Source organism: Flavobacterium commune (assembly GCF_001857965.1).
Lineage (GTDB): Bacteria > Bacteroidota > Bacteroidia > Flavobacteriales > Flavobacteriaceae > Flavobacterium > Flavobacterium commune.
On record NZ_CP017774.1, the window covers coordinates 1,960,086 to 1,985,522 of the forward strand.

At 34.9% G+C, this 25,437-nt stretch carries 23 protein-coding genes; 13 read left to right on the forward strand and 10 right to left on the reverse strand.

The genetic code is table 11. The annotated features are described in order from the left end of the window. The first annotated feature begins 178 nt into the window (after positions 1 to 178). Complete coding sequence (locus BIW12_RS08115) at positions 179 to 676, forward strand: RDD family protein (RefSeq protein ID WP_071184662.1); 498 nt, start codon at positions 179 to 181, stop codon at positions 674 to 676. Positions 677 to 681: 5 nt separating this feature from the next. Here BIW12_RS08115 and BIW12_RS08120 read toward each other — a convergent pair whose 3' ends face one another. After that, positions 682 to 2,430, reverse strand: a complete 1,749-nt coding sequence (locus BIW12_RS08120) for an ABC transporter ATP-binding protein (RefSeq protein WP_071184663.1) — start codon at positions 2,428 to 2,430, stop codon at positions 682 to 684. Between the two features lie 114 nt (positions 2,431 to 2,544). On the opposite strand from BIW12_RS08120, the gene BIW12_RS08125 reads away from it, so the two are divergent. The 3 genes from BIW12_RS08125 to BIW12_RS08135 all read left to right on the forward strand — a co-directional run bounded on the left by BIW12_RS08125 (position 2,545) and on the right by BIW12_RS08135 (position 4,449). Further along, the gene (locus BIW12_RS08125; RefSeq protein ID WP_071184664.1) at positions 2,545 to 2,832 is read left to right on the forward strand and encodes an ArsR/SmtB family transcription factor; all 288 of its coding nucleotides are present in this window, start codon (positions 2,545 to 2,547) and stop codon (positions 2,830 to 2,832) included. Between the two features lie 74 nt (positions 2,833 to 2,906). Then, on the forward strand, positions 2,907 to 3,656 hold the full coding sequence (locus BIW12_RS08130) for an SDR family oxidoreductase (protein ID WP_071184665.1): 750 nt from the start codon (positions 2,907 to 2,909) through the stop codon (positions 3,654 to 3,656). Between the two features lie 241 nt (positions 3,657 to 3,897). Beyond that, positions 3,898 to 4,449, forward strand: a complete 552-nt coding sequence (locus BIW12_RS08135) for a hypothetical protein (RefSeq protein WP_157499511.1) — start codon at positions 3,898 to 3,900, stop codon at positions 4,447 to 4,449. A 114-nt stretch (positions 4,450 to 4,563) separates the two neighbouring features. Here BIW12_RS08135 and metE read toward each other — a convergent pair whose 3' ends face one another. Continuing rightward, positions 4,564 to 6,888, reverse strand: coding sequence for a 5-methyltetrahydropteroyltriglutamate--homocysteine S-methyltransferase (gene metE / locus BIW12_RS08140; protein ID WP_071184667.1), 2,325 nt, complete (start codon positions 6,886 to 6,888; stop codon positions 4,564 to 4,566). Between the two features lie 155 nt (positions 6,889 to 7,043). On the opposite strand from metE, the gene BIW12_RS08145 reads away from it, so the two are divergent. After that, positions 7,044 to 7,505 carry an Lrp/AsnC family transcriptional regulator gene (locus BIW12_RS08145; protein ID WP_071184668.1) on the forward strand — a complete coding sequence of 154 codons (462 nt, stop codon included), beginning with the start codon at positions 7,044 to 7,046 and terminating at the stop codon, positions 7,503 to 7,505. A 191-nt stretch (positions 7,506 to 7,696) separates the two neighbouring features. Continuing rightward, positions 7,697 to 9,043, forward strand: a complete 1,347-nt coding sequence (locus BIW12_RS08150; protein WP_071184669.1) for a deoxyguanosinetriphosphate triphosphohydrolase — start codon at positions 7,697 to 7,699, stop codon at positions 9,041 to 9,043. 3 nt (positions 9,044 to 9,046) lie between these two features. On the opposite strand, the gene BIW12_RS08155 is transcribed toward BIW12_RS08150, so the two are convergent. After that, positions 9,047 to 10,120: a DUF3078 domain-containing protein gene (locus tag BIW12_RS08155; protein ID WP_071184670.1), complete on the reverse strand. Its 1,074-nt coding sequence runs from the start codon at positions 10,118 to 10,120 to the stop codon at positions 9,047 to 9,049. Between the two features lie 29 nt (positions 10,121 to 10,149). Then, positions 10,150 to 11,940 (reverse strand): 1-deoxy-D-xylulose-5-phosphate synthase, encoded by a 1,791-nt coding sequence (locus BIW12_RS08160; protein ID WP_071184671.1) that lies wholly within the window; start codon positions 11,938 to 11,940, stop codon positions 10,150 to 10,152. Between the two features lie 38 nt (positions 11,941 to 11,978). On the opposite strand from BIW12_RS08160, the gene BIW12_RS08165 reads away from it, so the two are divergent. Continuing rightward, a complete protein-coding gene (locus BIW12_RS08165) occupies positions 11,979 to 12,422 on the forward strand; it encodes a nucleoside deaminase (protein ID WP_071184672.1) in 444 nt (147 codons plus the stop codon). 2 nt (positions 12,423 to 12,424) lie between these two features. Here the strand turns inward: BIW12_RS08165 and BIW12_RS08170 are convergent, their stop codons facing one another. Continuing rightward, positions 12,425 to 13,258, reverse strand: a complete 834-nt coding sequence (locus BIW12_RS08170; protein WP_071184673.1) for an AraC family transcriptional regulator — start codon at positions 13,256 to 13,258, stop codon at positions 12,425 to 12,427. Between the two features lie 129 nt (positions 13,259 to 13,387). Here BIW12_RS08170 and BIW12_RS08175 point away from each other — a divergent pair, with 129 nt between their 5' ends. Continuing rightward, the gene (locus BIW12_RS08175) at positions 13,388 to 14,554 is read left to right on the forward strand and encodes an MFS transporter (protein WP_071186236.1); all 1,167 of its coding nucleotides are present in this window, start codon (positions 13,388 to 13,390) and stop codon (positions 14,552 to 14,554) included. Positions 14,555 to 14,829: 275 nt separating this feature from the next. Here the strand turns inward: BIW12_RS08175 and BIW12_RS08180 are convergent, their stop codons facing one another. The 3 genes from BIW12_RS08180 to BIW12_RS08190 all read right to left on the reverse strand — a co-directional run bounded on the left by BIW12_RS08180 (position 14,830) and on the right by BIW12_RS08190 (position 18,139). After that, complete coding sequence (locus BIW12_RS08180) at positions 14,830 to 15,600, reverse strand: hypothetical protein (RefSeq protein ID WP_071184674.1); 771 nt, start codon at positions 15,598 to 15,600, stop codon at positions 14,830 to 14,832. 313 nt (positions 15,601 to 15,913) lie between these two features. After that, complete coding sequence (locus BIW12_RS08185; RefSeq protein WP_071184675.1) at positions 15,914 to 17,458, reverse strand: Rne/Rng family ribonuclease; 1,545 nt, start codon at positions 17,456 to 17,458, stop codon at positions 15,914 to 15,916. A 390-nt stretch (positions 17,459 to 17,848) separates the two neighbouring features. After that, positions 17,849 to 18,139, reverse strand: coding sequence for an HU family DNA-binding protein (locus tag BIW12_RS08190; RefSeq protein WP_007805026.1), 291 nt, complete (start codon positions 18,137 to 18,139; stop codon positions 17,849 to 17,851). A 134-nt stretch (positions 18,140 to 18,273) separates the two neighbouring features. Here BIW12_RS08190 and mutY point away from each other — a divergent pair, with 134 nt between their 5' ends. From mutY to BIW12_RS08215, 5 genes are read left to right on the forward strand one after another with little or no spacing between them, the layout of a single operon-like run. Further along, positions 18,274 to 19,338 (forward strand): A/G-specific adenine glycosylase, encoded by a 1,065-nt coding sequence (mutY, locus tag BIW12_RS08195; RefSeq protein ID WP_071184676.1) that lies wholly within the window; start codon positions 18,274 to 18,276, stop codon positions 19,336 to 19,338. 56 nt (positions 19,339 to 19,394) lie between these two features. Then, on the forward strand, positions 19,395 to 19,835 hold the full coding sequence (locus BIW12_RS08200; protein WP_071184677.1) for a single-stranded DNA-binding protein: 441 nt from the start codon (positions 19,395 to 19,397) through the stop codon (positions 19,833 to 19,835). 23 nt (positions 19,836 to 19,858) lie between these two features. Then, positions 19,859 to 21,157, forward strand: a complete 1,299-nt coding sequence (locus BIW12_RS08205; RefSeq protein ID WP_071184678.1) for a gliding motility-associated protein GldE — start codon at positions 19,859 to 19,861, stop codon at positions 21,155 to 21,157. After that, complete coding sequence (gldD, locus tag BIW12_RS08210; RefSeq protein ID WP_083382076.1) at positions 21,150 to 21,743, forward strand: gliding motility lipoprotein GldD; 594 nt, start codon at positions 21,150 to 21,152, stop codon at positions 21,741 to 21,743. Before BIW12_RS08205 ends, gldD begins: the two co-directional genes overlap by 8 nt. A 1-nt stretch (position 21,744) precedes the next feature. Further along, positions 21,745 to 22,611 carry a DMT family transporter gene (locus tag BIW12_RS08215; RefSeq protein ID WP_071184679.1) on the forward strand — a complete coding sequence of 289 codons (867 nt, stop codon included), beginning with the start codon at positions 21,745 to 21,747 and terminating at the stop codon, positions 22,609 to 22,611. 63 nt (positions 22,612 to 22,674) lie between these two features. Here the strand turns inward: BIW12_RS08215 and BIW12_RS08220 are convergent, their stop codons facing one another. Together BIW12_RS08220 and BIW12_RS08225 are read right to left on the reverse strand one after the other, a co-directional pair. Beyond that, complete coding sequence (locus BIW12_RS08220; protein WP_071184680.1) at positions 22,675 to 24,087, reverse strand: M16 family metallopeptidase; 1,413 nt, start codon at positions 24,085 to 24,087, stop codon at positions 22,675 to 22,677. A 13-nt stretch (positions 24,088 to 24,100) separates the two neighbouring features. Then, positions 24,101 to 25,426 (reverse strand): M16 family metallopeptidase, encoded by a 1,326-nt coding sequence (locus tag BIW12_RS08225; RefSeq protein ID WP_071184681.1) that lies wholly within the window; start codon positions 25,424 to 25,426, stop codon positions 24,101 to 24,103. Between the last annotated feature and the right edge of the window lie 11 nt (positions 25,427 to 25,437).

Sequence of the window (25,437 nt, forward strand, 5' to 3'; positions counted from 1 at the left end):
TTTTTTAGAGAATAGAATAAAGAACAAAGAAAAACAGCTATCGTAATGATAGCTGTTTTTTTTGGTTTTAATCGAAAAACATAAAACTCGCTTTCTTTCTGTTTTAGTTAATAATTCCTTATATTTGAGTAAGTTAATATTGTTTAAAGATTCTTTTTTAACACTAAATACGATAGTCATGAAAAACGAAGGATTTACAATAACCAATGATTTATACGCCACCCAATTTCAGCGTTTTCTTAATCTTTGCATCGATTTAATGTTTATTTATATCATTGTTTTAAGTTTAGGAACCACAATTATTTTAGTGGCTTTGTCGGCTAATAATTTTGCTCTTACTAATTGGGTAGAAAATATGGCTATTCTGGAAGTTAGTTTTTATTCAGCGATAGTCGCCTTTTTGTATTATTATTTTACCGAAGTGTATTTTTCCCGTACTATTGCCAAGTTAATCACACATACTATCGTTGTTAATGCTGATGGTTCTAAACCTTCCGGAAAGCGTTTTTTTATTAGAACCTGTTGCCGTTTTATTCCTTTTGAAGCTTTTACTTATTTTGGAGAAATTCCAAGAGGATGGCATGATTCTTTTTCGGAAACCTATGTGGTTAAAAAACGCAAGTTGAACAAAATGAAAAAAGATTTGAATACGCTGACCAATCCTGTTGAAGCTTAGTTGGACTATTTTCTTTCACCAATTTGCTGTCTCCACATGGCATAATACAAGCCTTTTTCTTCTAATAAATCAAGGTGTTTCCCCTGTTCGATAATTTCTCCCTGTTCCAAAACAAATATTTTGTCAGCGTGCATAATCGTGGACAAGCGATGTGCAATCAATACGGTAATTTGATCTTGCTTAGAGGAAATACTTCGGATTGTTTTGGTGATTTCTTCTTCGGTAATCGAATCTAATGCTGAGGTAGCTTCGTCAAAAAGCAGTAAATGCGGATTTCTAAGTAAAGCTCTGGCAATAGACAAACGTTGTTTTTCTCCTCCGGAAACTTTAACACCTCCTTCACCAATAGTGGTGTTGATGCCGTTTTCGGCTCTGCTTAATAAATTCTGACAAGCCGATTTTTGCAAAACATCATTGATTTCTTCGTCTGTAGCATTTGGTTTTACAAATAGTAAATTGTCTTTTATCGTTCCCGAAAATAATTGAGCATCCTGAGTTACAAAACCTAATTGTTGTCTTAATTCGGTTAGGTCAATGTCTTTGGCGTTTTTTTCATTGTAAAAAATAGCACCTTCAGCAGGATTGTACAATCCAACGAGCATTTTTACCAAAGTTGTTTTTCCGCTTCCCGATGGACCAACAAAAGCTATGGTTTCTCCGGCTTCGGCTTCAAATGAAATGTTTTTCACGGCATAAGTATTCGCACTTTGGTGTTTGAAAGAAACATTTTGAAAACTCAAATGATTGATAGCACCGATCGTTTTTGGGTTTTCAGGAGTTTCTTCACTTTTAGAATTCATCAAATCAGCAAAATTATCCATAGACGCTTTTGTCTCGTTATAAGTTGCAATCACATTTCCTAATTCCTGCAACGGATTAAACAAAAAGAATGAAAAGAACATTAAAGTAATCAGATCACCGGGTTTGATGATGTCTTGAAAAATGAACATATAAAGCGCAAAAACCAGACTGGTTCTCATAAAATGCACCGTTGTACCTTGTATAAAACTCAACGAACGGATAAAACGCACTTTTTTGAGTTCTAATCCAAGGATTTTAATGGTAGTAGCATTTAATCGGTTGACTTCCTGTTCGGTCAATCCTAAGCTTTTTACCAATTCGATATTTCGTAAAGATTCAGTAGTAGCTCCGGCTAAAGCGGTCGTTTCGCCCAAAATCTCTCTGGAAACTTTCTTGATTCTTTTTCCTAAAAACGAACTGATATAAGCAATTACAGGAACAGTTGCCAGGAAAATTGGGCCTAAAAGCCAATGAATACTTGCGGCATAAACCACAACAAACACAATACCGACTATTGATTGAAAAATCAACGAAATGGCCAGAGTGATGAATCTTTCGCAATCAATTTTTACCTTTTGAAGTTTACCTAAGGTTTCTCCGCTGCGTTGGTCTTCAAAGTCCTGAAAAGGCAATTGAAGCGCTTTTTGAATTCCATCGGTGTACATTTGAGCACCTGTTCGCTGAATGATGATATTGGTAAAATAGTCCTGAAAGTTTTTGGCAATTCTGGAAGCCATTGCAGCTCCTAATGATAATAATAGCCAACCCGAAACCGCTTTGATAAAGTTGCCCTGATTGTGATTGAAATTGGCAACCCCAACGCCGCATTCATTTAATAACTTACCAATGATTATCGAATCGTATAAAGAAAAACACTGGTTGATGGTGGCTAAAAGTAAGGCAATATATAAAAGTGTCTTATGTGTTTTGATGTAACTGTATAAAATTTTCATAGAGAATGTTTTAGAGAGATAATTCAAATTTGGATTTGAATTAAAGAGGTAACAAATTTATAATATAAATCGAAACATTTCGATATATTAAAAATATATTTTTATCTTTGCCTCATGATTACCGAATTGAACATAAAACAAGTTGAGAAAATTTCTAAAGCACTAGGAGATCCCTATCGTTTGAAGATATTGGATATGATTAGTAAACGAAAGGATTTTATGCAATGTTGTGAAGTTTCAGAATGTTTTAATTTGGCACAATCTACCATGTCTCACCATTTGAAACAATTAGTAGAAGCTGAATTATTAGTATCTGAAAAGGAAGGACGCAATTTGAAATTTGTTATCAATAAAGAAATATGCGATGCTTATAGTCGTTATATTTCTAATTTAGGCTTTTAGCCTTTTTTTTAATTAAATAAATCGAAATATTTAGATATTTAAATACTTGCAATAATTAAACTATTATAAAAAAAATGAAAAAATTAGAAAACAAAGTAGCTGTTGTCACAGGAGGAAACAGCGGAATCGGATTGGCAACAGCAAAATTATTTGCAGAACAAGGTGCCAAAGTGGCGATAACAGGCCGTAATAAAAAGACAATTGATGAAGCGGTTTTCGAAATTGGGAATGCTTCGATCGGTTTGGTAAGCGATGTTTCGGATATAAACAATATTGACACCACCTACGGAACAGTTAAAGATACTTTTGGCAAAATTGATGTATTGGTAGTGAATGCCGGTGTATTTATTGCGGCACCTTTAGCAGATTATACCGAAGAAATGTTCGACCAAACCAGCGATATCAATTTCAAAGGGGTTTTCTTCACTATTCAAAAATCTTTGCCGCATCTAAATGATGGCGCTTCAATTATCATTACGGCATCTACAGTAGTCCACAAAGGTTTTGCAACTACTGCAGCCTATTCTGCTTCCAAAGCAGCCGTTCGTTCGTTAGCCAGAACGTTGTCAGCAGAATTGTTGGATAGAAACATCCGTGTGAATGTACTTTCGCCTGGACCAATTGACACGCCAATATTTTCAAGAGGAGGAGCTTCGGAAGAAGAAGCAAACGGAACAAAAGCCTATTATGCTTCAGGAATACCGGCAAAACGTTTGGGAACTTCAGAAGAAATGGCAGCAGGATTCCTTTATTTAGCTTCTGATGATTCTAAATTCATGATAGGAGGCGAATTATTACTTGACGGAGGAGCAGCAACACTTTAAAAATTAGTTAGTTATTATTTGTTTTAAAAACGAAAAGCTCTGGTTGAACACTTAGTCAATCAGGGCTTTTTTATTTTTTTATTTTTGAGAATATAGGTGTAAGAAAAAAATGAATATATTTGAAATTAAAATGGAGGGAATTTCGATAAACTATTTAGTTTTTGGGAGTTGTTTGTAGTGTATGTAAATGAGTTAGTAGGTGTTTAAGTAAACAAATCATAAATAATTTAAATCAAAAGAAATGCAAATAATTTTTTTATTAGTTGGTATACTCGGATTAGTAATGTTTTTTTTAGGGATGAAGACTTTAATCAAAATCTATTTTAATAAAGCTATTGCCCAATTAAATCTTTCAGAAAATCCAACTGAAATAAACTTTGAAAAAATCGGTACATATTCTCTTTGTTTTGTTGGTGGTTATGCAAATAATAAAGGAAATTTTGATTTATATATTTCTAATAATGGAACTCAATTAGATGTTTATGAAAAACAAATGAAGTTTAAATTCAAGCACAAAGGTCAATTGACAACAGAATTTTATCAATTTGAAGTTGAAAGTATTGGTAAACATAAGTTTGAGTTTAAAAACATTGCTGATTTAGAAATAAAAAAATCAATGTTATTGTTAAAAAGAATATTCCAAAATCAAGTCACAAATAATAATGTTGAAATAGTCATTAGAGAAACATCTAAAACTTCAAGTTTTATTATCTCTTTATTGATGGCTGTTTTTGGGTTTAATATAGCTGGTTGGGGTTTTATTTTAGCTTTTAATCCTCACATCTTGACATAAAATAATATATAAAATCACTCCTCTTTACGATTTTTTTCACGTTCGAACAGCATAAAAGCAATAAGCCTTCTCAATTTAATTTGAGAAGGCTTCTTTGTAAATAAAGAAAATTAATTAGGCAATTGCAGTGTTTTCTACAACAGCACGCATTTTTTTAGCTGCTGAAACCATTTCGATTAAAGCTTTTTTAGTTTCGTCCCAATGACGGGTTTTCAAACCACAATCAGGATTTACCCACAATTGATTGGCAGGAATTACTGCTGCTGCTTTTTCCAGTAAATGAACCATTTCATTGCTTGATGGAACACGTGGTGAGTGAATGTCATAGACTCCGGGTCCAATTTCATTTGGATATTTAAAATCGGCAAAAGCATCCAGCAATTCCATTTGTGAGCGCGAACATTCGATGGTAATTACGTCGGCATCCATATCGGCAATATTTTGAATAATATCGTTGAATTCACTGTAGCACATGTGCGTATGAATCTGAGTGTCATCGGCAACTCCGCTGGCAGAAATTCTGAAAGCTTTAATAGCCCAATCCAAATAAGCTGCCCATTCTTCTTTTCGCAATGGCAATCCTTCTCTAACGGCAGGTTCGTCAATTTGGATAATTTTAATTCCGGCTTTTTCTAAATCTACTACTTCATCACGAATAGCTAGCGCAATTTGAGTACAGGTTTCTGAACGTGCCTGATCGTTACGCACAAACGACCATTGTAAGATGGTAACTGGCCCTGTCAACATTCCTTTTACCCATTTTGGAGTTAAGGATTGTGCAAATTCAGCCCATTTTACAGTCATCGGATTCGGACGGGAAACATCACCATAAATAACCGGCGGTTTCACGCAACGGCTACCATAACTTTGTACCCAACCGTTTTTAGTAAAGGCAAATCCGTCTAATTGCTCTCCGAAATATTCCACCATATCGTTGCGTTCAAATTCGCCATGAACTAAAACGTCAATTCCGGATTCTTCCTGGAAACGAATGGTTTCTTCGGTTTCTTTTTCCAATAAAGTATCGTATTCGTATTGTGATAATTCACCTTTTTTAAACTTAGCTCTCCAGCTTCTTACTTCGGCAGTTTGTGGAAAAGAACCAATAGTTGTTGTTGGGAATAGCGGCAATTTTAAAGCTTCAATTTGTTTTTCTCTTCGAACAGCAAATACATTTTTACGTTGATCGTCTCCGCTTGTAATGCTGGCAACACGATTTTTTACCGCTTCGTTGTGAATTAATTTCGAAGTTTTTCTGTTCTCGTTAGCGATAGTGTTTTCCTGATAATGAGCCTGGTCGTTTTCGGTAATTTCTCCGGAAGCTAAATTGCGAAGTACCACTACTTCTTCAATTTTTTGTTTGGCAAAAGCCAGCCATTGTTTGATTTCCGGAGTTAGCGTTTTGTCATTTGTTTCCAAATCTAAATCGCAAGGTGAGTGGATTAAGGAACAAGAAGGTGCAATTAAAATACGGTCGTTTCCTATTGCAGCAGTCGCTTTTTCGATTAAAGCTAAAGATTTTTTGAAATCATTTTTCCAGATGTTTCTACCGTCAACAACTCCTAAAGAAAGCTTTACGTTAGGAGCTAATTTCCCTGATTCTAAAATGTCATCCAATTGCGAAGGGCAACGCACTAAATCCAAGTGTAAAGTATCAACAGGCAAAGCCAAAGCGGTTTCTAAGTTTTCTCCAAAACAGTCAAAATAATTAGCCAGAATCACTTTTAAGTTAGGAAAGCGTTGGTTGATTACGTTGTATACTTTTGTGTAGGTGTTTCTTTCTTTGTCAGTAAGATTAAGGGCAAGAAAAGGTTCGTCTAGTTGGATGTAAGTTGCACCTTGTGCTTCTAATTTCTCTAAAATTTCGAAATAAACAGGCAATAAAGCATCGATAAGCTCAATGCGGTTAAAGCCTTCTTCTTTTTCTTTCCCCAGCAATAAATAGCTGATTGGCCCAATTAAAACCGGTTTTGTATGGATTCCTAATTGCTTGGCTTCAATGAATTCGTTGATTATCTTTTCTGAGAACAATGAAAACTGCTGGTTTTTAGTGAATTCAGGAACGATGTAGTGGTAATTGGTGTCAAACCATTTGGTCATTTCCATTGCAACAACGTCTTGACCATCTTTTTGCGAACCTCTTGCCATAGCAAAGTATAAGTCTAAAGCCGGTTTTGTTTTAGCAATTTCAGCATAACGTCCGGGAATAGCTCCTAATGTTAAAGTTAAATCCAAAACCTGATCGTAAAAAGAAAAATCATTTGACGGAATCAAATCAATTCCGGCTTTGGCCTGTAATTGCCAATTTTCTTTTCTGATTGTTGCGGCTGTAGCCAATAGTTCTTCGGCTGAAATTTTTCCGGCCCAGTAAAGTTCACTGGATTTTTTTAATTCTCTATTGCTTCCAATTCTGGGATAACCTAAATTATTTGTTTTCATTTTTATCAGTATTTATTACTGTACAAAGTTATGTTTGTAGATTTTAATACTTAAATTTGGTTTTTAATTAAGTAAAATGAATTGTTTTTGTGTTTTATTTTAGATTTTTGTTCTTTTAATGATTCGCAAACACAACTTTAGCAGTAAAATATTCTATGGAAAATTTAGACAACACCGATTTACAGATATTAAAACAGCTCCAACAGGACTCCAATATTAGCATAAAAGACCTGGCCGCTAAATTGTTTTTGACAGCGACTCCCGTTTATGAGCGTATCAAAAGATTGGAGCGTGAAGGCTATATTATGAAATATGTGGCTTTATTGGATAAGAAAAAGCTCAATCGAGGAATGACCGTTTTTTGCAATGTGCGTTTGAAAGAACATGCTAAAAATGTGGGTGCTAATTTTGTAAAAGATATTGTGGCACTTCCCGAAATCATAGAATGTTATAACATAGCAGGAGATTATGATTTTATGCTTAAGATTTTAGTTGCCGATATGGCGAGCTATCAGGATTTTGTAATGAATAAATTGTCAACCATTGAGAATATCGGGAATACCCAAAGTGTTTTTGTAATGGGCGAAATTAAACATAGTACTGAATTGAGTTTTTAAAATTTAAAGGTTAAACCATTAAGGATTTAAGGTTTATTAAACTTAAATTTTCTAAATTTCTTAATGGTAAAATCAAATGTTTTAAAGTCTCATGGTATCGCAGTTAATCCAGCATTTTGTTTAAAATAAAATGTATTTTTGGGTTTTTAAATCTGAAATTATAATTTGTTAATCTTCAATCAGAAATCAACATGAACTGGGAACAACTTTTATCTTTAAAACGACAAGGTGATACAAGCAAACGATTAAGAATAGAGCAGGATGACACCCGTTTAGGTTTTGAAGTTGATTATGATCGTATTATTTTCTCGGCTGCTTTTAGAAGTTTACAAGATAAAACTCAGGTTATTCCCCTTTCAAAAACAGATTTTGTTCACACCCGATTGACACATAGTTTAGAAGTTTCGGTTGTGGGACGTTCTTTAGGACGTTTGGTTGGGAAAAAAATCATTGAGAAATATCCTTATCTAAAAGAAGTTCATGGTTTTCACATGAATGATTTTGGGGCTATCGTAGCGGCGGCATCTTTGGCACATGATATAGGAAATCCGCCTTTTGGGCATTCGGGCGAAAAGGCTATTGGAGAATATTTTTCGAAAGGAGCAGGGCAGAAATACAAAGAGTTTCTGAGTCCAAAACAATGGCAGGATTTAATTGATTTTGAAGGGAATGCCAATGGTTTTTCGGTAATGACCTCCAGTCGTCCCGGAATTGAAGGCGGACTCCGAATTTCGTATGCTACCTTAGGTGCTTTCATGAAATACCCAAAAGAGAGTTTGCCTAAAAAGCCAACCCGAAATATCTCTGATAAAAAATACGGATTCTTTCAGGCTGATAAGACGTTTTTTGAAGAAGCGGCAAAAGATATGGGGTTGATTCCAAATAAAACTGGGGATGATATTGGTTTTGAAAGACATCCTTTGGCTTATTTAGTTGAAGCGGCAGATGATATTTGTTATACCATTATTGATTTTGAAGACGGAATTAATTTAGGTTTGGTTTCCGAAGATTTTGCTTTGGAATACCTGATTAAATTGGTAAAAGACAGTATTAATACTTCAAAATATAAAACTTTAGAAACTAAAGAAGACCGAATCAGTTATTTGAGGGCTTTGGCAATCAGTAGTTTGATAAATGATGCCGTAAAAGTATTTATTGCCAATGAAGAGGCTATTTTGCAAGGAAAATTTCCTTTTGCCTTGATGGATAAAAGCAAATATAAAGCGCAAATGGATGATATAATCAAAATTAGTATCGACAAGATATACCAAAGCCGCGAAGTGATTGAAAAAGAATTGGTAGGCTACCAAATTATTCAGACATTATTGGATAAGTTTATTACGGCTTATGACAACAAATTCAATGAAACGGCCTCTAATTATGATAAACTAATTTTGAAATTATTACCTGAAAAGCACAATCTGGAAAAGGAAAATCTTTACGATCGTTTGTTGCATATTTGTCATTATGTTTCTTTACTTACCGATGGAAATGCACTGGAATTATACAAAACAATAAACGGAAGCAAAAAAAGTTAAGTCTTAAAAAGCGTAAGTTAACCCAACGCCCAGTACTTGTTTTAATTGCACTTTAGGACCTTCGGTAACCTGAACTCCTGCTACTTCGGTTTTGTTTTTGATATCGTCGTCGTATAGAATTCGGGTGCCGATATTGGCTTTTACATATTGGTTGACAACCAGATTTAAGGCTAAATCACAATCCACATCAACGTTACCAAATTTGTTTACATAATCAGAGTACAGACTTAAACTGTTTACAAAGATTACGTTTTTGTAAATCTCTTTTTTGTAACGATTGGTAATTAAAAAACCTAATTCGTTTTTAGATCTTTTCCCTTTTGTAATTATATTTCCTTCGCTGTCATAAATGGCTTTTTCAACACCAAAAGCACCTTTGTCGGCTAATTCCTGATCCCAAACTAAGGTGGCTTTGTAGGTAAAAGGAGAGAAGTAAATCACACGACTTTTTGATTTTGTACTATTCTCAGCACCAAAACCAAGAAACATATAAGCTGGAGCAAAAAGTCTGGAAATAGGATTTTCTTTATTAGGATATTTGTATCCATTGGTCAACTGGGTGTTGAAATTTAGCTTAGCCGAATGAAACCAGTTGCTCTCCGGATCATGTCTGTGTCCAAAGGTAGAGTTGAACTGGAAAGCATCATCTGTTTTACGAACTTCAATTCCGTCCTGTTTGTTCATTCCGTATCTTACACTAAGCTCGTTTACCCATTTTACTAATTTGTTGTCGTAGGTCCTGTTAAAATCGCCTTTAAGCAATCCTGAAATGGAACTAGTTCCACCGGCACTCCAGTTAACAAAAGCTATTTCGGAAATGTCAAATCCAAGTATGTTTTTCTTAGTCCAATGAGAAGGGAGTTTTTTTTCAGGCTCAGGCAGAGCAACTTCTCGGGCAAAACTGTATTTTAGTTTTGCCGGAGGCGGTTTTCTGTAAAAATTATCGTTTAATACCGGAAGAATAATCTTTTTTATCGTATCTGTTTGGGTTGAGTCACTAACCGATTGTGAAAAAACAGGAATAGTAATTGTAAATAAAAATGTAATTATAAAGAAACGGATATTTTGTGCTTTCATTCGTAAATTGAAATTTTGGGTTGCGCAAATTACTTGTTTATATAACTTCGAAAAAGTGATTTTAGTGTGTTAACATCAATTCCGCAAAGTTGTTGTAACTGATTTATAGTTCCTTGCTCAATAAATTCATCCGAAATTCCCAATGTTTTAATATTGGAATGATAATTATTTTGGGCAGCAAACTCTAAAATAGCAGTTCCAAATCCTCCAATAATTGTGCCATCTTCAATTGTAATGATGTTTTTGTGTTTTTTAAAAATTTCATCTAACAGGTTTTTGTCCAATGGTTTAACAAAAGGGAAGTCATAATGTGCAATTGTATCCGGATTTTCAATTTCGTTTAAGGCTAAACTAACATTGTTTCCGATTGTTCCATTAGATAAAACCGCTATTCCGGTTCCGTTTTTGATACAATTTGCTTTGCCGATTTCTATTTTTTGATAATGACCAAAATGTTCTTTTTTCCAATTAGGAATATTGCCGCGACCACGTGGATATCGGATAGCAATTGGAGATTCAAGTCCTAGTTGAGCAGTATATAGAATGTTTTGTAGCGCAATTTCATTTGCAGGAGCATAAATTATAAGGTTAGGAATGCAGCGCAAATAAGCAATATCGAAAACGCCGTGATGTGTGGCTCCGTCTTCGCCAACGAGTCCGGCTCTATCGAGGCAGAAAATAACTGGCAGTTTTTGTAAAGCCACATCGTGAATAAGCTGATCGTAAGCTCTTTGTAGAAAAGTAGAATAGATATTGCAAAAAACAGTCATTCCCTGGGTTGCCATTCCGGCGGCTAGGGTTACTGCGTGTTGCTCGGCAATACCCACATCAAAAGCACGTTCCGGTAAGGCGTCCATCATGAATTTCAATGAACTTCCCGTAGGCATGGCAGGTGTGATTCCTACTATTTTTTTGTTTTTTTGAGCCAAATCTAATACGGTCAGTCCAAAAACATCCTGATATTTTGGAGGTAAATTTTCTTCTGATTTTGGTATAATTTCGCCTGTTGAAGCATCAAATTTTCCTGGTGCGTGGTATTGCACCTGATTTTCCTCGGCTTGTTGTAGTCCTTTGCCTTTGGTGGTGATTACATGGAGGAATTTAGGACCTTTTATTTTTTGCAAACGCTTTAGTTCTTTGATAACGGCAAAAATATCATTACCGTCAATGGGGCCCGAATAGTTGAAATTCAGGGATTTAATCATATTATTTTGTCTCGGGTTTTTGCCTTCTTTTACTGCGGTAAGATAATTTTTTAAAGCACCAACACTTGGGTCAATCCCGATAGCATTATCATTTAGAATAACCAATAAATTAGCATTGGTTACTCCGGCATGATTTAATCCTTCAAAAGCCATTCCCGAAGCTATCGAAGCATCGCCAATTACTGCAATGTGTTGTTTGTTGAAATCACCATTTAAATTGGATGCAATCGCCATTCCCAAGGCTGCCGAAATAGAAGTAGAGGAGTGGCCTACGCCAAAAGCATCATATACACTTTCACTTCTTTTAGGGAAACCAGAAATTCCGTTGAGTTGGCGGTTAGTATGGAAAATTTCTCTGCGACCCGTCAGGATTTTATGTCCGTAAGCCTGATGACCCACATCCCAGATTAATGCATCATCGGGTGTGTTGAATACATAATGCAAAGCAATGGTTAATTCGACAACACCTAAACTAGCTCCCAAATGACCTTCTTTTACCGAAACAATATCGATAATGAAATCACGTAATTCCTGTGCTACTTGAGGAAGTTGGGCTTCGTCAAGCAGGCGTAAATCGGTTGGATTGTTTATGTTTGAAAGCAAATTTTCCGGCATGACGCAAATGTACGAATTGAATGCTGTATTTTTGCAGCATGGAAAATATTTTCACCGATGACTTTTTTATGAAGAAAGCTTTGCAGGAGGCCGAAATGGCTTTTGAAAAAGGCGAAATTCCTGTAGGTGCAGTTGTTGTTGTCAACAACACCGTTATTGCCCGCAGTCATAATCTAACCGAAATGCTGAATGATGTTACCGCCCATGCCGAAATGCAATCCATAACAGCAGCGGCTAATTATTTAGGCGGAAAATACCTGAAAGATTGTACGCTTTATGTCACTTTGGAACCTTGCCAAATGTGCGCAGGTGCTTTGTATTGGAGCCAAATTACTAAAATTGTTTTTGGGGCAAGTGATGAGCAACGCGGATTTATGACAATGGGAACTAAACTACATCCTAAAACCACTGTTGTTTCCGGAGTAATGGCAGATGAGGCAGCTGAACTGATGAAGCGGTTTTTTGCTTCGAGGAGGAAATAGTGTTATAATTTCTTAACCGCACTTGGTTTTAAATTTCTTTGTTTTTTGAAATAATTAGAAAGGTGACTTTCATCAGTGAAACTAAATTCATAAGCAATTTGTTTCATAGATAGTTGCTTGTTCAGAATCCTTTTTTCTATTAACTGGGTTCTTAGTTTGTTGCAATATTCCCGATAACTTATTGAAAAATTGCGCTTGAAATAGGTTCCAAAATAACTCTGGGAGATATTAAAATGTTCTGCAATGGTTTTAATCTGAACCAGTTTTGGTTTGTAAATATTCTGATGGATATAGGAAATAATCTGGTCGTTGTCTATTCCTGAGCCGGTGATTTTTATATTCTGTTGTTGTAAACTTTCTTTTATCAGTCCGAAGATGGATAAGATTTGGTAAAAGGCAATTGGCGAAGTAGAAATATTGGCTTTGCTATTGTAAGCTCTGATATTGTCAATAGTGTTTTTTAATATGCTGGCGCAAGTTGGATCCAGTTTCAGTACATTTTCTTTAAGTGATTTGTCGCGCATGAAATTCTCGGGAGTGTTGAGCAGGAATTCATCGCAAGCCAGTTTTTTATTCGAATTAAAATAGGTGTCGGTAAATTTTATAAAGAAAAACCGGGTTGTCTTTTTAATGTCAAAATAGTGTTCGTCATCAGTGGAAAGCACAAACAAATCCCCTGATTTATATGGGAGCAGGTTTTTGTTTAATTGATGAATCCCGCTCCCTTTGATGATGTAAATAATCTCGTAATAGGTGTGACTGTGTCTGGGAAGATGATATTGGTCTTCCTCAAATTCATCAATCACTAAGGTGTCAAATTGATTTAATTTTTTCATAGCCTAAATTTGCAAGTTTATATTGTAAAATTACAATTTCTTTGTGGCAGTTATCAATAAATTTGCAAAGTAAATAAGCATTGCTGTTTCAATGACACAATGTTAGTTAATAATCTCTTTTATAATAAAATGAAAAAAAGTTTGCTTTCACTCGCTTTGGGTGGTTTGACGATAGGAATTACCGAATTTGTGATGATGGGGATATTGCCAGATATTGCTAAAAATTTGAATATTAGCATACCAGTTGCGGGACATTTAATTTCGGCCTATGCGCTTGGAGTAGTTATTGGTGCGCCTTTGTTAGTGATTATCACGCGAAATTATCCGCCTAAAAAAACACTATTGATTCTGGCGAGTATGATTACTGCTTTTAATTCACTTTCAATTATTGCACCTAATTATGAGTTTTTGTTTGCTGTTCGATTACTTTCCGGATTGCCGCATGGTGCTTTTTTTGGAGTGGGAGCAGTAGTAGCCAGTCGCCTTGCTGATAAAGGAAAAGAAGCTCAAGCCATATCGGTCATGTTTGCGGGTTTAACTATTGCTAATCTTTTGGGTGTTCCTTTAGGGACTTATATCGGGCATCATTTTTCATGGCGTTATACTTTTATCATTATCGCCATTGTTGGAACTCTAACGGTTTGTTCACTTTATTTTTGGATGCCAAATATTGAGGCTAAAGCCAGAGAAGGTATGAAAACGCAGTTGTTGTTTTTTAAGAAAGCCGAAGCCTGGCTGGTTATTTTAATTACCGCTATTGGTGCAGGAGGTTTGTTTTGCTGGATTAGTTACATTGCTCCGTTATTAACGGATATTTCAGGCTTTGATGCTAGTGATGTGCCCTATATTATGATGTTGGCTGGCTTGGGAATGGTTTTAGGAAATTTTATTGGCGGAAAATTAGCCGATCGCTACTCAGCCGAAAAGACGATTATCGTATTGCTTTCGGTTATGGCAGTTGACTTGATGTTGGTGTTTTTCTTTTCGTCCAATCCTTATGTGAGTTTAGCATTGGTTTTTTCTACTGGTTGTATTGCTTTTGCTGTGGCTGCGCCAATTCAAACTTTGATGATACAAACTGCGGTAGGTGCCGAAATGATTGCTTCGGCAGCGATACAAGCTGCTTTTAATACAGGAAATGCTTTAGGGGCTTTCCTTGGTGGATTGCCTTTAATTGCCGGATTTAGTTATGCTTCGCCAAATTTAGTTGGTATCACAATGTCGATTCTGGGAGTGCTTTTTACGGTAGTCTTTTTACAAAGAAAAAGACGTGTTTTAAAGTTGCAAAGGATTTAATTTTTTAGCACAAAGGCACAAAGTTTAAAAACGCAAAGAGCACTAAGAAATTTGTCGATATAATAAGACACAAAAAAACCGCCGATCTTACGAAAGGCGGTTTTTTGTTGTATGTAAATGTGATATATTTTCAGTAGTATTGAAGTTGTTTTAGTTTATAAACGTTTTTTTTCTATATTTACACTTCAATTATATAAAGATTTCCTTTACAATAACGGAAGAGTCCAACGATTTAAGTAGTTTATAAAACGAAAAAAATCTGCGGGCTCTTATCTTTAATAATATCTGTCTTTTTTGGAAATAAAAGATAAATAATGATTAGTTAAGTTGTTTCTTATTATGCTTTTACTCTTTTTGGAAAGTTTATTAGTGTAGATTTCTCTTCTTCTTACGGTTTTGTAATTAGGGTCGAAATGGTCAATTAAGATAGCTATTATTACCCCAAATCGTAATATTAATTGACGTGCTTCTTTTTTATTTGTAGAAAATAAAGTTGACTTTAAATTTTCAAGCCACTGGGAAAGTTTTGATTTAGATGTGTCTAGGGTTTCTGTGAATTCTTTTAAAGACATGACTCTAAATCTATGCCCTTGTTCTTTAATAAGACATTCCCCAAGAATTCTTTGTATTGATCGGTCTAGAATTCTGAACTTTCTAGATTCTATAGTTTCAATAAATCTTAATAATTCTTTACCTTTTTTAATTTTTGATAAGTCTGTATATTGACTTTCTAATCTTAAATATTCAATTTGAGCCCAAAATTGTGCAAACAAGTAAAAGACATATTTTTGGTTATGTAATGGGTCGATTGAATTTGAATTATCAAGGTTTATAAAGGAGGAAAAGTCTTCTTTTGCTAACGATTCTAGTTTTCCATATAATTCGCTTGCCGATTTTAATATTGGATCAAGATTTTCATAAAATATTTTTGAGGCTTCTCTTCTTGTGGTAAAATATCTTTTCACTTCAGGATGTAAGAATTTAAAACCCTCCCATATGACTCCTCCAGTTATTGCAGTTGTTATTGTTGTTAAGTGCTCTGTCATTAAAATGATTGTTATCTAAAAAAGCATATTTGTGTACTTGTATCTTTGAAAGATATAAAACCTAAATATAGTATTTTATTCGTATAAAAATGAAAATTGAATTTTTGCAAAAAGAGATAGTCTTTTAAAAACAAAATCCCTAGCCCTGATAGTAGCGGAAATCCTTTTTATTTTTCTTTTAAAATAAAAAGATTGAAGCGGATAGCAGGAAATAGCTTTATGTAAAACTGAAATTAATTTAATTATGCGATTGCTTCGTGCCTCGCAATGACGCACAAAAAAACCGCCAATCTTACGAAAAGCGGTTTTTTGTTTAGTCTTTTATAGCATTTCCTTTATTGTCAAAGAAATGATATTCTAAATACGTGTAAGCGTCACGTGGTATAATTTTCACCCATTTTTTATGTTCAAGGAACCATTTTGAACGTAATGATGGAAAACCTTTGCTGAGGTAAGCAGCCACAAACGGATGTACATTAAGTACTACTTTTTTGTGGGTTTTTAAAATTCTTTCCAGGTCGGCGTTGATTTTGTCAATGATTAGTATTGGTGCTTCGATTTCACCATTTTCATTGTTTGGGTCTTCTTCTCTGGTTTTAATATTTCTTTCTGGTCTTACTCTTTGTCTGGTAATTTGGACTAATCCAAATTTACTAGGAGGTAAGATTTTGTGTTTTGCTTTATCGTCGCTCATTTCTTCCCTCAGGAAGTCGAACAAGACTTTGCGATTTTCGGGATTAGACATATCGATAAAATCCACTACTATGATACCGCCCATATCGCGCAAACGCAATTGTCTGGCTATTTCGGCTGCGGCAATCATATTGACTTCCATGGCTGTGTCTTCCTGATTAGTTGCTTTATTCGAACGGTTTCCGCTGTTCACATCAATTACGTGTAGAGCTTCAGTGTGTTCGATAATAAGATAAGCGCCTTTACTCATGGAAACGGTTTTCCCAAAAGAAGTTTTGATTTGTCTCTCTATATTGTATTTCTCGAAGATTGGCGTGTCGTTTGATTGATAAAACTTCACAATAGATTGTTTGGATGGAGCAATTTCTTGCAAGTAATCCTTTGTTTGGTTGTACAACTCTTCATCATCTATTTGGATACTGGTAAAGGTATCGTTGAAAACGTCTCTTAGTATTGAGGAAGCTCGGTTGAGTTCGCCTAATACTTTTGAGGGATGATGAGCAGTTGGTAATTTCTTACACATTGCAGTCCATCTGCTTAGCAGGTTCTGCAAATCTTTTTCTAATTCGGCTGTATTTTTGCCTTCGGCTACTGTGCGAACAATAACACCAAATCCTTTTGGTTTGATGGATTGTACAAGTTTTTTTAGTCGGTCTTTTTCTTTTTTGTCTTCTATTTTTTGAGAAATAGAAACACGGTCGGAGAAAGGAACTAAAACAATAAAACGTCCGGCAAGAGAAAGCTCAGCACTAATTCTTGGTCCTTTGGTAGATATTGGTTCTTTTACAACTTGTACTAAGATAGATTGATTGGCGTTTATTACATCAGTAATGGTCCCATCTTTGTCTATCTCTTTTTCAAACTGAAAGTTTTTTAGGGAGAAATCTTTTATTTTACCTGCGCTTACAAGTTTTATGAATTTCAGTTGGGAAGTTAGATTAGGACCTAGGTCGTGATAATGTAAAAAGGCATCTTTTTCGAAGCCTACATTTACAAAAGCAGCATTGAGTCCGGCAACAGGTTTTCTGATTTTGGCAATAAAAATATCGCCTACCTGAAAGTTGCTTGTCTCTTCTTCTTTGTGTAATTCAATTAGTTTTCCATCTTTTAATAAGGCAAAATCTACTGAATCAGAACTAGATCGAATGATTAATTCTTTATTCATTTGTAAATTTTTATCTGTTTTTTAGAAAATAGAACATAGAGAGAAGAGTAAAGACTTTGAAAGTCTAAAGTCTAAAATCTAAGATCTAAAATCTTATTTACAGATGGATTAAACAATATTTTTGAACAGGTATTAACCCGGGGAGATTTTAGATTTCTGAATTTTGATTCTTGGTTTTAGATTTTTTAAATCTGCAATCTTAAATCGGTAATCTACAATCTTAAATCTCAATTTCAATGAACGTTTAAAAAGAAAAAAGTAGTTCTAGACTACTTTTTCTTTTTGTGACGGTTAGCTCTCGCTCTTTTTTTACGTTTGTGCGTAGCTACCTTATGTCTTTTTCTTTTTTTACCACTTGGCATAATCTTTTAGATTTTATGATTAATAATATTATTTTGCTTCGTTATTTGTTTTTACTCCTTCTACAAAAACTTTTGCAGGTTTGAAAGCTGGAATGTTGTGTGCAGGTATTTTAATTGTAGTGTTTTTAGAGATATTTCTACCTGTTTTCTCTGCTCTTGTCTTTACGATAAAGCTACCAAAACCTCTTAAATATACATTATCTCCAGTTTCTAATGAAGTTTTTACTTCTTCCATAAAAGTCTCTACTGTTGCTTGCACATCACCTTTTTCAAGACCTAATTTTTCTGAAATTTTCGCTACGATATCTGCTTTCGTCATTTTCTTTCCTTATTTATTATTTTGTAATAATTTTTTTGAGTGTGCAAATATATGAATTTAAAAAACAATTATTCAAGCTAATTCATTAAATTTTAATTACATAAACTTTTACTTTTGTCAACAAATATTTAATGATGATTTTTCATAACTTTCTAATAAAGTGGTATTTAGAAAACAAGCGCGATTTGCCTTGGAGAAATACTACCAATCCTTACCATATTTGGCTCTCAGAAATCATGCTTCAACAGACGCGAGTTGCTCAGGGAATGCCTTATTTTTTTTCTTTCATGGAGGCTTTTCCAACGGTTTTTGACCTGGCAAATGCCGATGAAGAAAAGGTATTAAAATTATGGCAGGGTTTGGGTTATTATTCCCGTGCCCGTAATTTGCATAAAACCGCTCAATATATAGCAACTGAACTTAATGGTGTTTTTCCGGATAACTATAAGGACTTATTGCAATTAAAAGGAGTAGGTGAATATACTGCGGCTGCAATTGCTTCTTTTTCCTATAATGAAGCTGTGCCGGTTGTGGATGGAAATGTGTTCAGGGTGCTTTCCCGTTATTTTGATGTAGAAACCGATATTGCCCAGACTTCGGCCAAAAAAGAATTCGCAGCTTTGGCTTTCGAATTAATGCCAAAAGACACCCGAGGCGGAGCCGAACTGAGCGAAGCTAATCCAGCCATTTTTAATCAGGCCATAATGGAGTTTGGTGCGCTGCAATGCGTTCCTAAAAATCCGGATTGTGGGAATTGTGTTTTTAATGATAGTTGTGCAGCATTGCAAAAAAAGAAAGTTGATCAATTGCCTGTGAAATCAAAGAAGTTGAAAGTGCGAAACAGATACTTTAATTATTTGATGCTTTCGGATGCCGAGGAGAATACTTTAATTCAGAAACGAATGGCAAAAGGGATTTGGCATAACTTATATGAGTTTCCTTTGATTGAAACTTTGCAGGAAGAAGATTTTGAGTTTGTATCGAATGCTGTTCAGCAAGAATCGTTTTTTACTAATCCTATTATAAGTATGCAAGCGTGCAATGAGAAAAGTATTGTTCATAAACTATCGCACCAGCATTTACATATTAAATTTTGGAAACTAAATGTGAAAGGAGTGGTCGAAAATGGGATTACTAAAGAGCAGTTAAGGCAATATCCTTTTCCAATTGTGATTCATAATTTTATTGAATCGGAATAGAATTGCAGTGCAAAAAAATGTATCTTTGGGATAGATACCATAATATAAATACGACTATGAACGGAACACTAAATAAGGTAATGCTAATAGGTCATTTGGGTGACGATGTTAAGTTGCACTATTTTGAGGCGGGCAATTGTATCGGAAGATTTCAGTTGGCAACAAATGAGGTGTATATTAATAAGACTACCAATGAGAAAATTGTTTCGACTGAATGGCATAATTTAGTGGTGCGTAATAAAGCGGCTGAAATATGTGAAAAATATTTGTCAAAAGGAGATAAAATTTATGTGGAGGGAAGAATTAAATCCCGTCAGTGGCAGGCAGAAGATGGTTCGATGAAGCATACTACTGAAATTCAAGTGACCGAATTTACTTTTTTAACAACTAAAAAAGATACTGAGGGCAATAAGCAAAATCAGGGTTCAGAATCCACAAAAAACACTAATTTTGACACGCCAAATAAAGGTTTGCCTATCAACGACTTGCCTTTTTGATTGTTTAACTAATCTTTTTTAATTTGGACCCAGAGCCCAGTTTGAATTTCGTTTACACAGTAGATTTAGATCTATTGTTCGGTTTTGCCGGAATATTTGTATTGCTGTTTTGTTCAGCAGTAGTTTCGGGAGCCGAAGTAGCCTTGTTTTCGCTGTCGCAAAAAGATATTGATGATACGCTTCAGGAAAATCTTTCGACAGGAAAAATTCTTTCCGAGCTTTTGCAAAGGCCTAAAAAACTATTAGCAACGCTTCTAGTAGCTAATAACTTCATTAATATAGGAGTTGTTATTCTGTTCTCTTTTATTGGTTCCGATTTGTTTGCGGCAGTTACTTCGCCTGTATTGAAATTTATTTTTGAAGTTATCGTTGTGACTTTCTTATTGTTGCTTTTTGGAGAGGTGATGCCTAAAGTGTATGCCAGTAGAAATAATGTTAAGTTTGCTAAAAGTATCGCTTATCCTATCTCGATTTTGGATAGATTGCTTTCTCCAATTAGTATTCCTATGCGCGGGGCAACGGTTTATTTGCATAATAAATTAGGGAAGCAAAAGACTAATTTTTCGGTTGACCAATTGTCTCAGGCCTTAGAATTGACTTCAACTGATGAGACTTCGACTGATGAACAAAAAATATTGGAAGGAATCGTGTCTTTTGGTAATACCGATACCAGGCAGGTAATGAGTCCTAGAATTGATATTTTTGCTTTGGAAATTACAGCTTCTTTCAGCGAAATATATGCTAAGATTTTAGAAAAAGGCTATTCGAGAATTCCGGTATATCGGGATAATATTGATCAGATTGAAGGGGTTTTGTTTATCAAAGATTTGTTGCCTCATATTGATAAGGAGCAATTTGACTGGACAACTTTGATAAGAGAACCGTTTTTTGTGCCTGAGAATAAAAAGCTCGATAATTTATTAAAGGATTTTCAGTCCATGAAAAGTCATCTTGCTATTGTGGTGGATGAGTACGGTGGGACATCGGGTTTAGTTTCTCTCGAAGATGTAATCGAAGAAATAGTAGGGGATATTAGTGATGAATTTGATGATGAGGATATTAATTTCTCTCAAATTGATGATAGAAATTATCTTTTTGAAGGGAAAATTAATTTGAAGGATTTCTATCGAATTGTTGATGTAAACGAAGAGATATTCGAAGAAAATAAAGGAGAGGCGGAAACCTTGGCGGGGTTTATTTTAGAAATCTCAGGTAATTTTCCAGTCAAAGGACAAAAAATTACTTTTGAAAATTGCCTGTTTACTATTGAGGTTGTAGATAAAAAACGTATCAAACAGATAAAAGTTACCATTGATGTTTAATTTAAAATGTGCCATTAAAAAACATAATTATAATACTGCGGTTTTTGTAATTGGTGTTTTGGGTTTGTTGTTGTTTTCAGGTTGTAAAGATGAAGTGTTGCCTAAGCCATCGGGTTATTTGCGATTGGATTATCCTGTGGCTGAATATGCGCATTTTGAAAATCAATGCCCGTTTACTTTTGAAATGAATTCTAAAGCAATCATAAAAGGCGAAAAAGACTGTGGTTTTACGATTTCTTATCCTAAGATGAAAGCAACAATTTATCTGACTTATAAACCGGTAAATAATGATATTAATAAATTATTGCGTGATGCTCAAAAACTGACTTTTGAGCACGTAATAAAAGCAAATGATATTTTGGAACAACCCTATTTGAATCAACAAAAGAAAGTTTACGGCATGTTTTATCAGGTAAATGGAAATGCTGCAACTAACTCACAGTTTTATGCTACCGACAGTACAAAGCATTTTTTAACGGCTTCAGTTTATTTTTATGCCAAACCTAATTTTGATTCGATTATGCCAGCGGCCAGTTATATCAAAAATGATATGCAGCGTTTGATGGAAACGCTGGAGTGGAAATAATATGGAATCCAAACAACTAAAATGGTTTTATTTGCTGGTTCTTTCCTTAATTTGGGGTAGTTCGTTTATCCTTATAAAAAAAGGACTGTTGGGATTATCAGCCATTCAGGTAGGTTCGTTACGAATTATTTTTGCTTCTTTTTTTCTGTTGCTAATCGGGTTTAAAAGTCTAATGCTTATTCCGAAGTTAAAGTGGAAATACATTGCTATTACGGCTCTTTTCGGAACTTTTTTTCCTGCTTTTCTGTTTGCTATTGCTCAAACGGAATTAGATAGTTCAGTAACTTCAATTTTAAATTCTTTGACGCCATTGAATACATTGGCAATAGGAGTGTTGTTTTTTGGGATCGATTTTCAACGAAAACAACTTTGGGGATTGTTAATTGGGCTTTTAGGGAGTTTGCTTTTGGTTTATAACGGTGCGCAAAATAATCCTGAACAAAATTATTATTATGCTTTGTTGATTATTATGGCTTCGTTTAGTTATGCTACCAATGTTAATTTGATAAAAAGACATTTGTCTGACGTAAGTCCTGTAAGTATAACGACCGGGAATTTTGTGGTGCTTTTAATTCCGGCAATACTTATTTTGCTTTTTTCAGGTTTTCCGGAACAAATTCACTTGGAGAAAACACAAAAAGCAGCTTGTTTTATAATGATTCTGGGTGTTTTAGGAACTGGAATTGCTAATATTCTTTTCTTTAAATTAATACAAATTGCTTCTCCTGTTTTTGCTGCATCAGTAACTTATTTGATTCCTGTTATAGCACTGTTTTGGGGATTATTGGATAATGAAATACTAACGCTCGTTCAGTTTTTTGGCGCTTTTGTTATTTTAATCGGTGTTTATTTGAGTGCGAAGAAGTAAGAAGTTATGAGTTATAAGTTAAACTGCGTGGTTTAACTCATAACTCATAACATTTTCTACTATTTAGAATTGAGGTTTTTCTACAGGATTTCCATATTTGTCAAAATAAGAAATAGGAATGTTGAGTTTTTCTAATCCGGGAATAACTTCTTTGGCTTTACCTACAATAATTATTCGCGAATTGTCTATTAAAAAATATTTGTTTGCGGCAGCTAATACATCTTCTTTAGTGACTGCGTTAATGGTTTTGATGTAGTTTTCATAAAAATCATCAGCTAAGTCTTCTGTTTTTGTGTTCAAAGCGTATCTGGCAACCGATTCCGGTTTTTCGGCTTTCATTACAAATCGGCCAATGTAACCTGCTTTTGCATTGTTAAGCTGCTCGGTAGTTACTTTTTCGGTTCTTATTTTTTTGATTTCTTTGATAAATTCTACAACGGCACTATCAGTTACATTGTTTTTTACTGCCGATGCCGATCTGATATTGGTTACATATTTCCCGGCCCCAATATTAGTGCTGGCACCATAAGTCCAGCCATGAGCTTCTCTTAAATTCATGTTTAGGTAGCTGTTGAAACCTCCTCCCAGAATGTAACTGGCAATTACCGCAGGGAAAAAATCTTTGTGGTTCATTCTTAAATTGTAGGTGTTTACTACTGAGATTTCTGATTGAACGGCATTAGGAACATCGATAAAATTAATTTGAGTTGTTGGTACGTTTACCGGGTCAGGATAGATGCTTTTAGAGATGTCTGTTTTTTTCCAGGAACCAAAAAGTTCTTCGATTATCGGTTTGATTTCGTTGTATTTAATATCTCCAACAATTGCTAAATAAGCGTTTTGAGGGGCGAAATTGTTGTTGTAGTTTTTGATGACATCTTCCAGGGTGATATTGGATAAACTTTCTTCGGTGATGAATTCGCCTGAAGGATGATTTTTTCCAAAAGAAAGCGCATTAACCATTCTGCTGGCAATGGACGAAACACTTTTTTCCTGAGAGCGTAAGCTTTCTATTAGTTTGGCTTTTTCTTTATCAAGTTCTTCCTGAGTGAAATTAGGGTCTAAAGCGCCATAGGCTAAAAGTTCTAAGGTGCGTTTTGAGAATTTAGAAAGCGAGCTGGCATGGGCACTGCTGGAGCTGAAATCTATTGTGGCTCCCATAAAATCGATTTCTTCGTTAAAGTCTTCTTTGGATATTTTAGTGCTGCCGTTTCCTATAAGGTTGCTGCATAATTCATCAACTCCTTTTTTGTTTCCTTCGGCAAATGGTGGATTGTCAATAGTAAGGTTGTAAGTGACCTTAGGGAGTTTGTGGTTTTCAACAATCATTACAGTGAGTCCGTTAGCTAAGGTAAAACTTTGTGGTTTTTTGATATTGACAACTGGTGGTTTTCCGGCTATAGGTTGTTTGCGTTCTTGTGCTTGCATGATTGCTGAGACTAGTATTAGAATGAGTAATATACTTGATTTTTTCATGTTTCGAAATAGCTTAGTTTTCGTTTTTTTCAGGGCTAGGAATGTAATCCAATATTAATCGCTGGTTTGGATTTAGGTATTTTTGGGCAACGGCTCTAATTTCTTCTCTGGTAATAGAGTGGTAAATGTCAATATCGGTATTGATAAGATTTACATCGCCATAAAGCAGGTAATATTTGGCTAAATTTTCGGCAATTCCTTCTACACTTGAGTTTTGATTTACATATTGATTCTCAAATTGGTTCAGTAGTTTTTGATAATCTTTTTCAGAAATTAATTCTGTTTGAATTTTTACAATTTCTTCGTCAATTTCTCTAAGTAAATCTTCGTTGGTGAAGTTTGTCATTGGTAAGCCATATAATATGTACATGCCATAATCTTCCTGGTTAAAACCTACGGCGCCAATTTGCAGTGCTTTTTTCTTGTCATCTACAATTTTTTTATACAATTTCGAACTTTTTCCATCGCTCAGATAAGAAGAGATAAAATCCAAAATGCGTGCATCTCTGGTTTTCATTGACGGAGTTCGGTAAGCAGCAACCAGCATCGGGATTTGAATATTTGGGTCGATGTGAGTTGCTTTGATAGTTTCGGTTATTGGTTTTTCGATAAAAGTTTCTCGTTTTATTTCATCTCCTTTTTTAATTGGTCCAAAATATTTCTGAATCCATTCTTTCGCTTGTCCTTGTTCGAAATCGCCTGCTACAACTAAAACAGCGTTGTTTGGTACATAGAATTTTTCGTTAAAAGCTTTAAAGTCTTCCAGTTTTGCGGAATTCAAATGTTCCGTAGAGCCTATAGTTGTCCAGCGGTAAGGATGATTGGTGAATAAATTTTCTTTAACAGCTTCAATTATTTTGCCGTAAGGCTGGTTGTCATAGCGCGAATTTTTCTCTTCCTTAATTACTCCTTTTTGGGTGTCAACCCCAATTTGGTTAATTACAGGGTGCATTAATCTCTCGGATTCCATCCAAAGCGCCAGTTCTAAATTGTTAGAAGGGAAAACTTCGTAATAATAGGTTCGGTCGTCTGAAGTGTTAGCGTTGTTTACACCGCCGTTTGCCGTAACAATATTAAACCATTCGCCTCTTTTGATGTTTTGGGTTCCTTCGAATAATAAGTGTTCAAAAAAATGGGCAAAACCTGTTTTGTTTGGGTTTTCGTCTTTAGAGCCTACATGATACATTACCGAAGTAATAACTACAGGAGCGCTGTTGTCCTGATGTAAGATAACGTGCATGCCATTGTTTAAATCGTACTCTTCGAAAGTTATTTTTTGGGCTGTGGCGACACCGCCAAATAAAAGTGCAGTACTAATTGCCATTATTGTTTTTTTCATATAAGATTAGT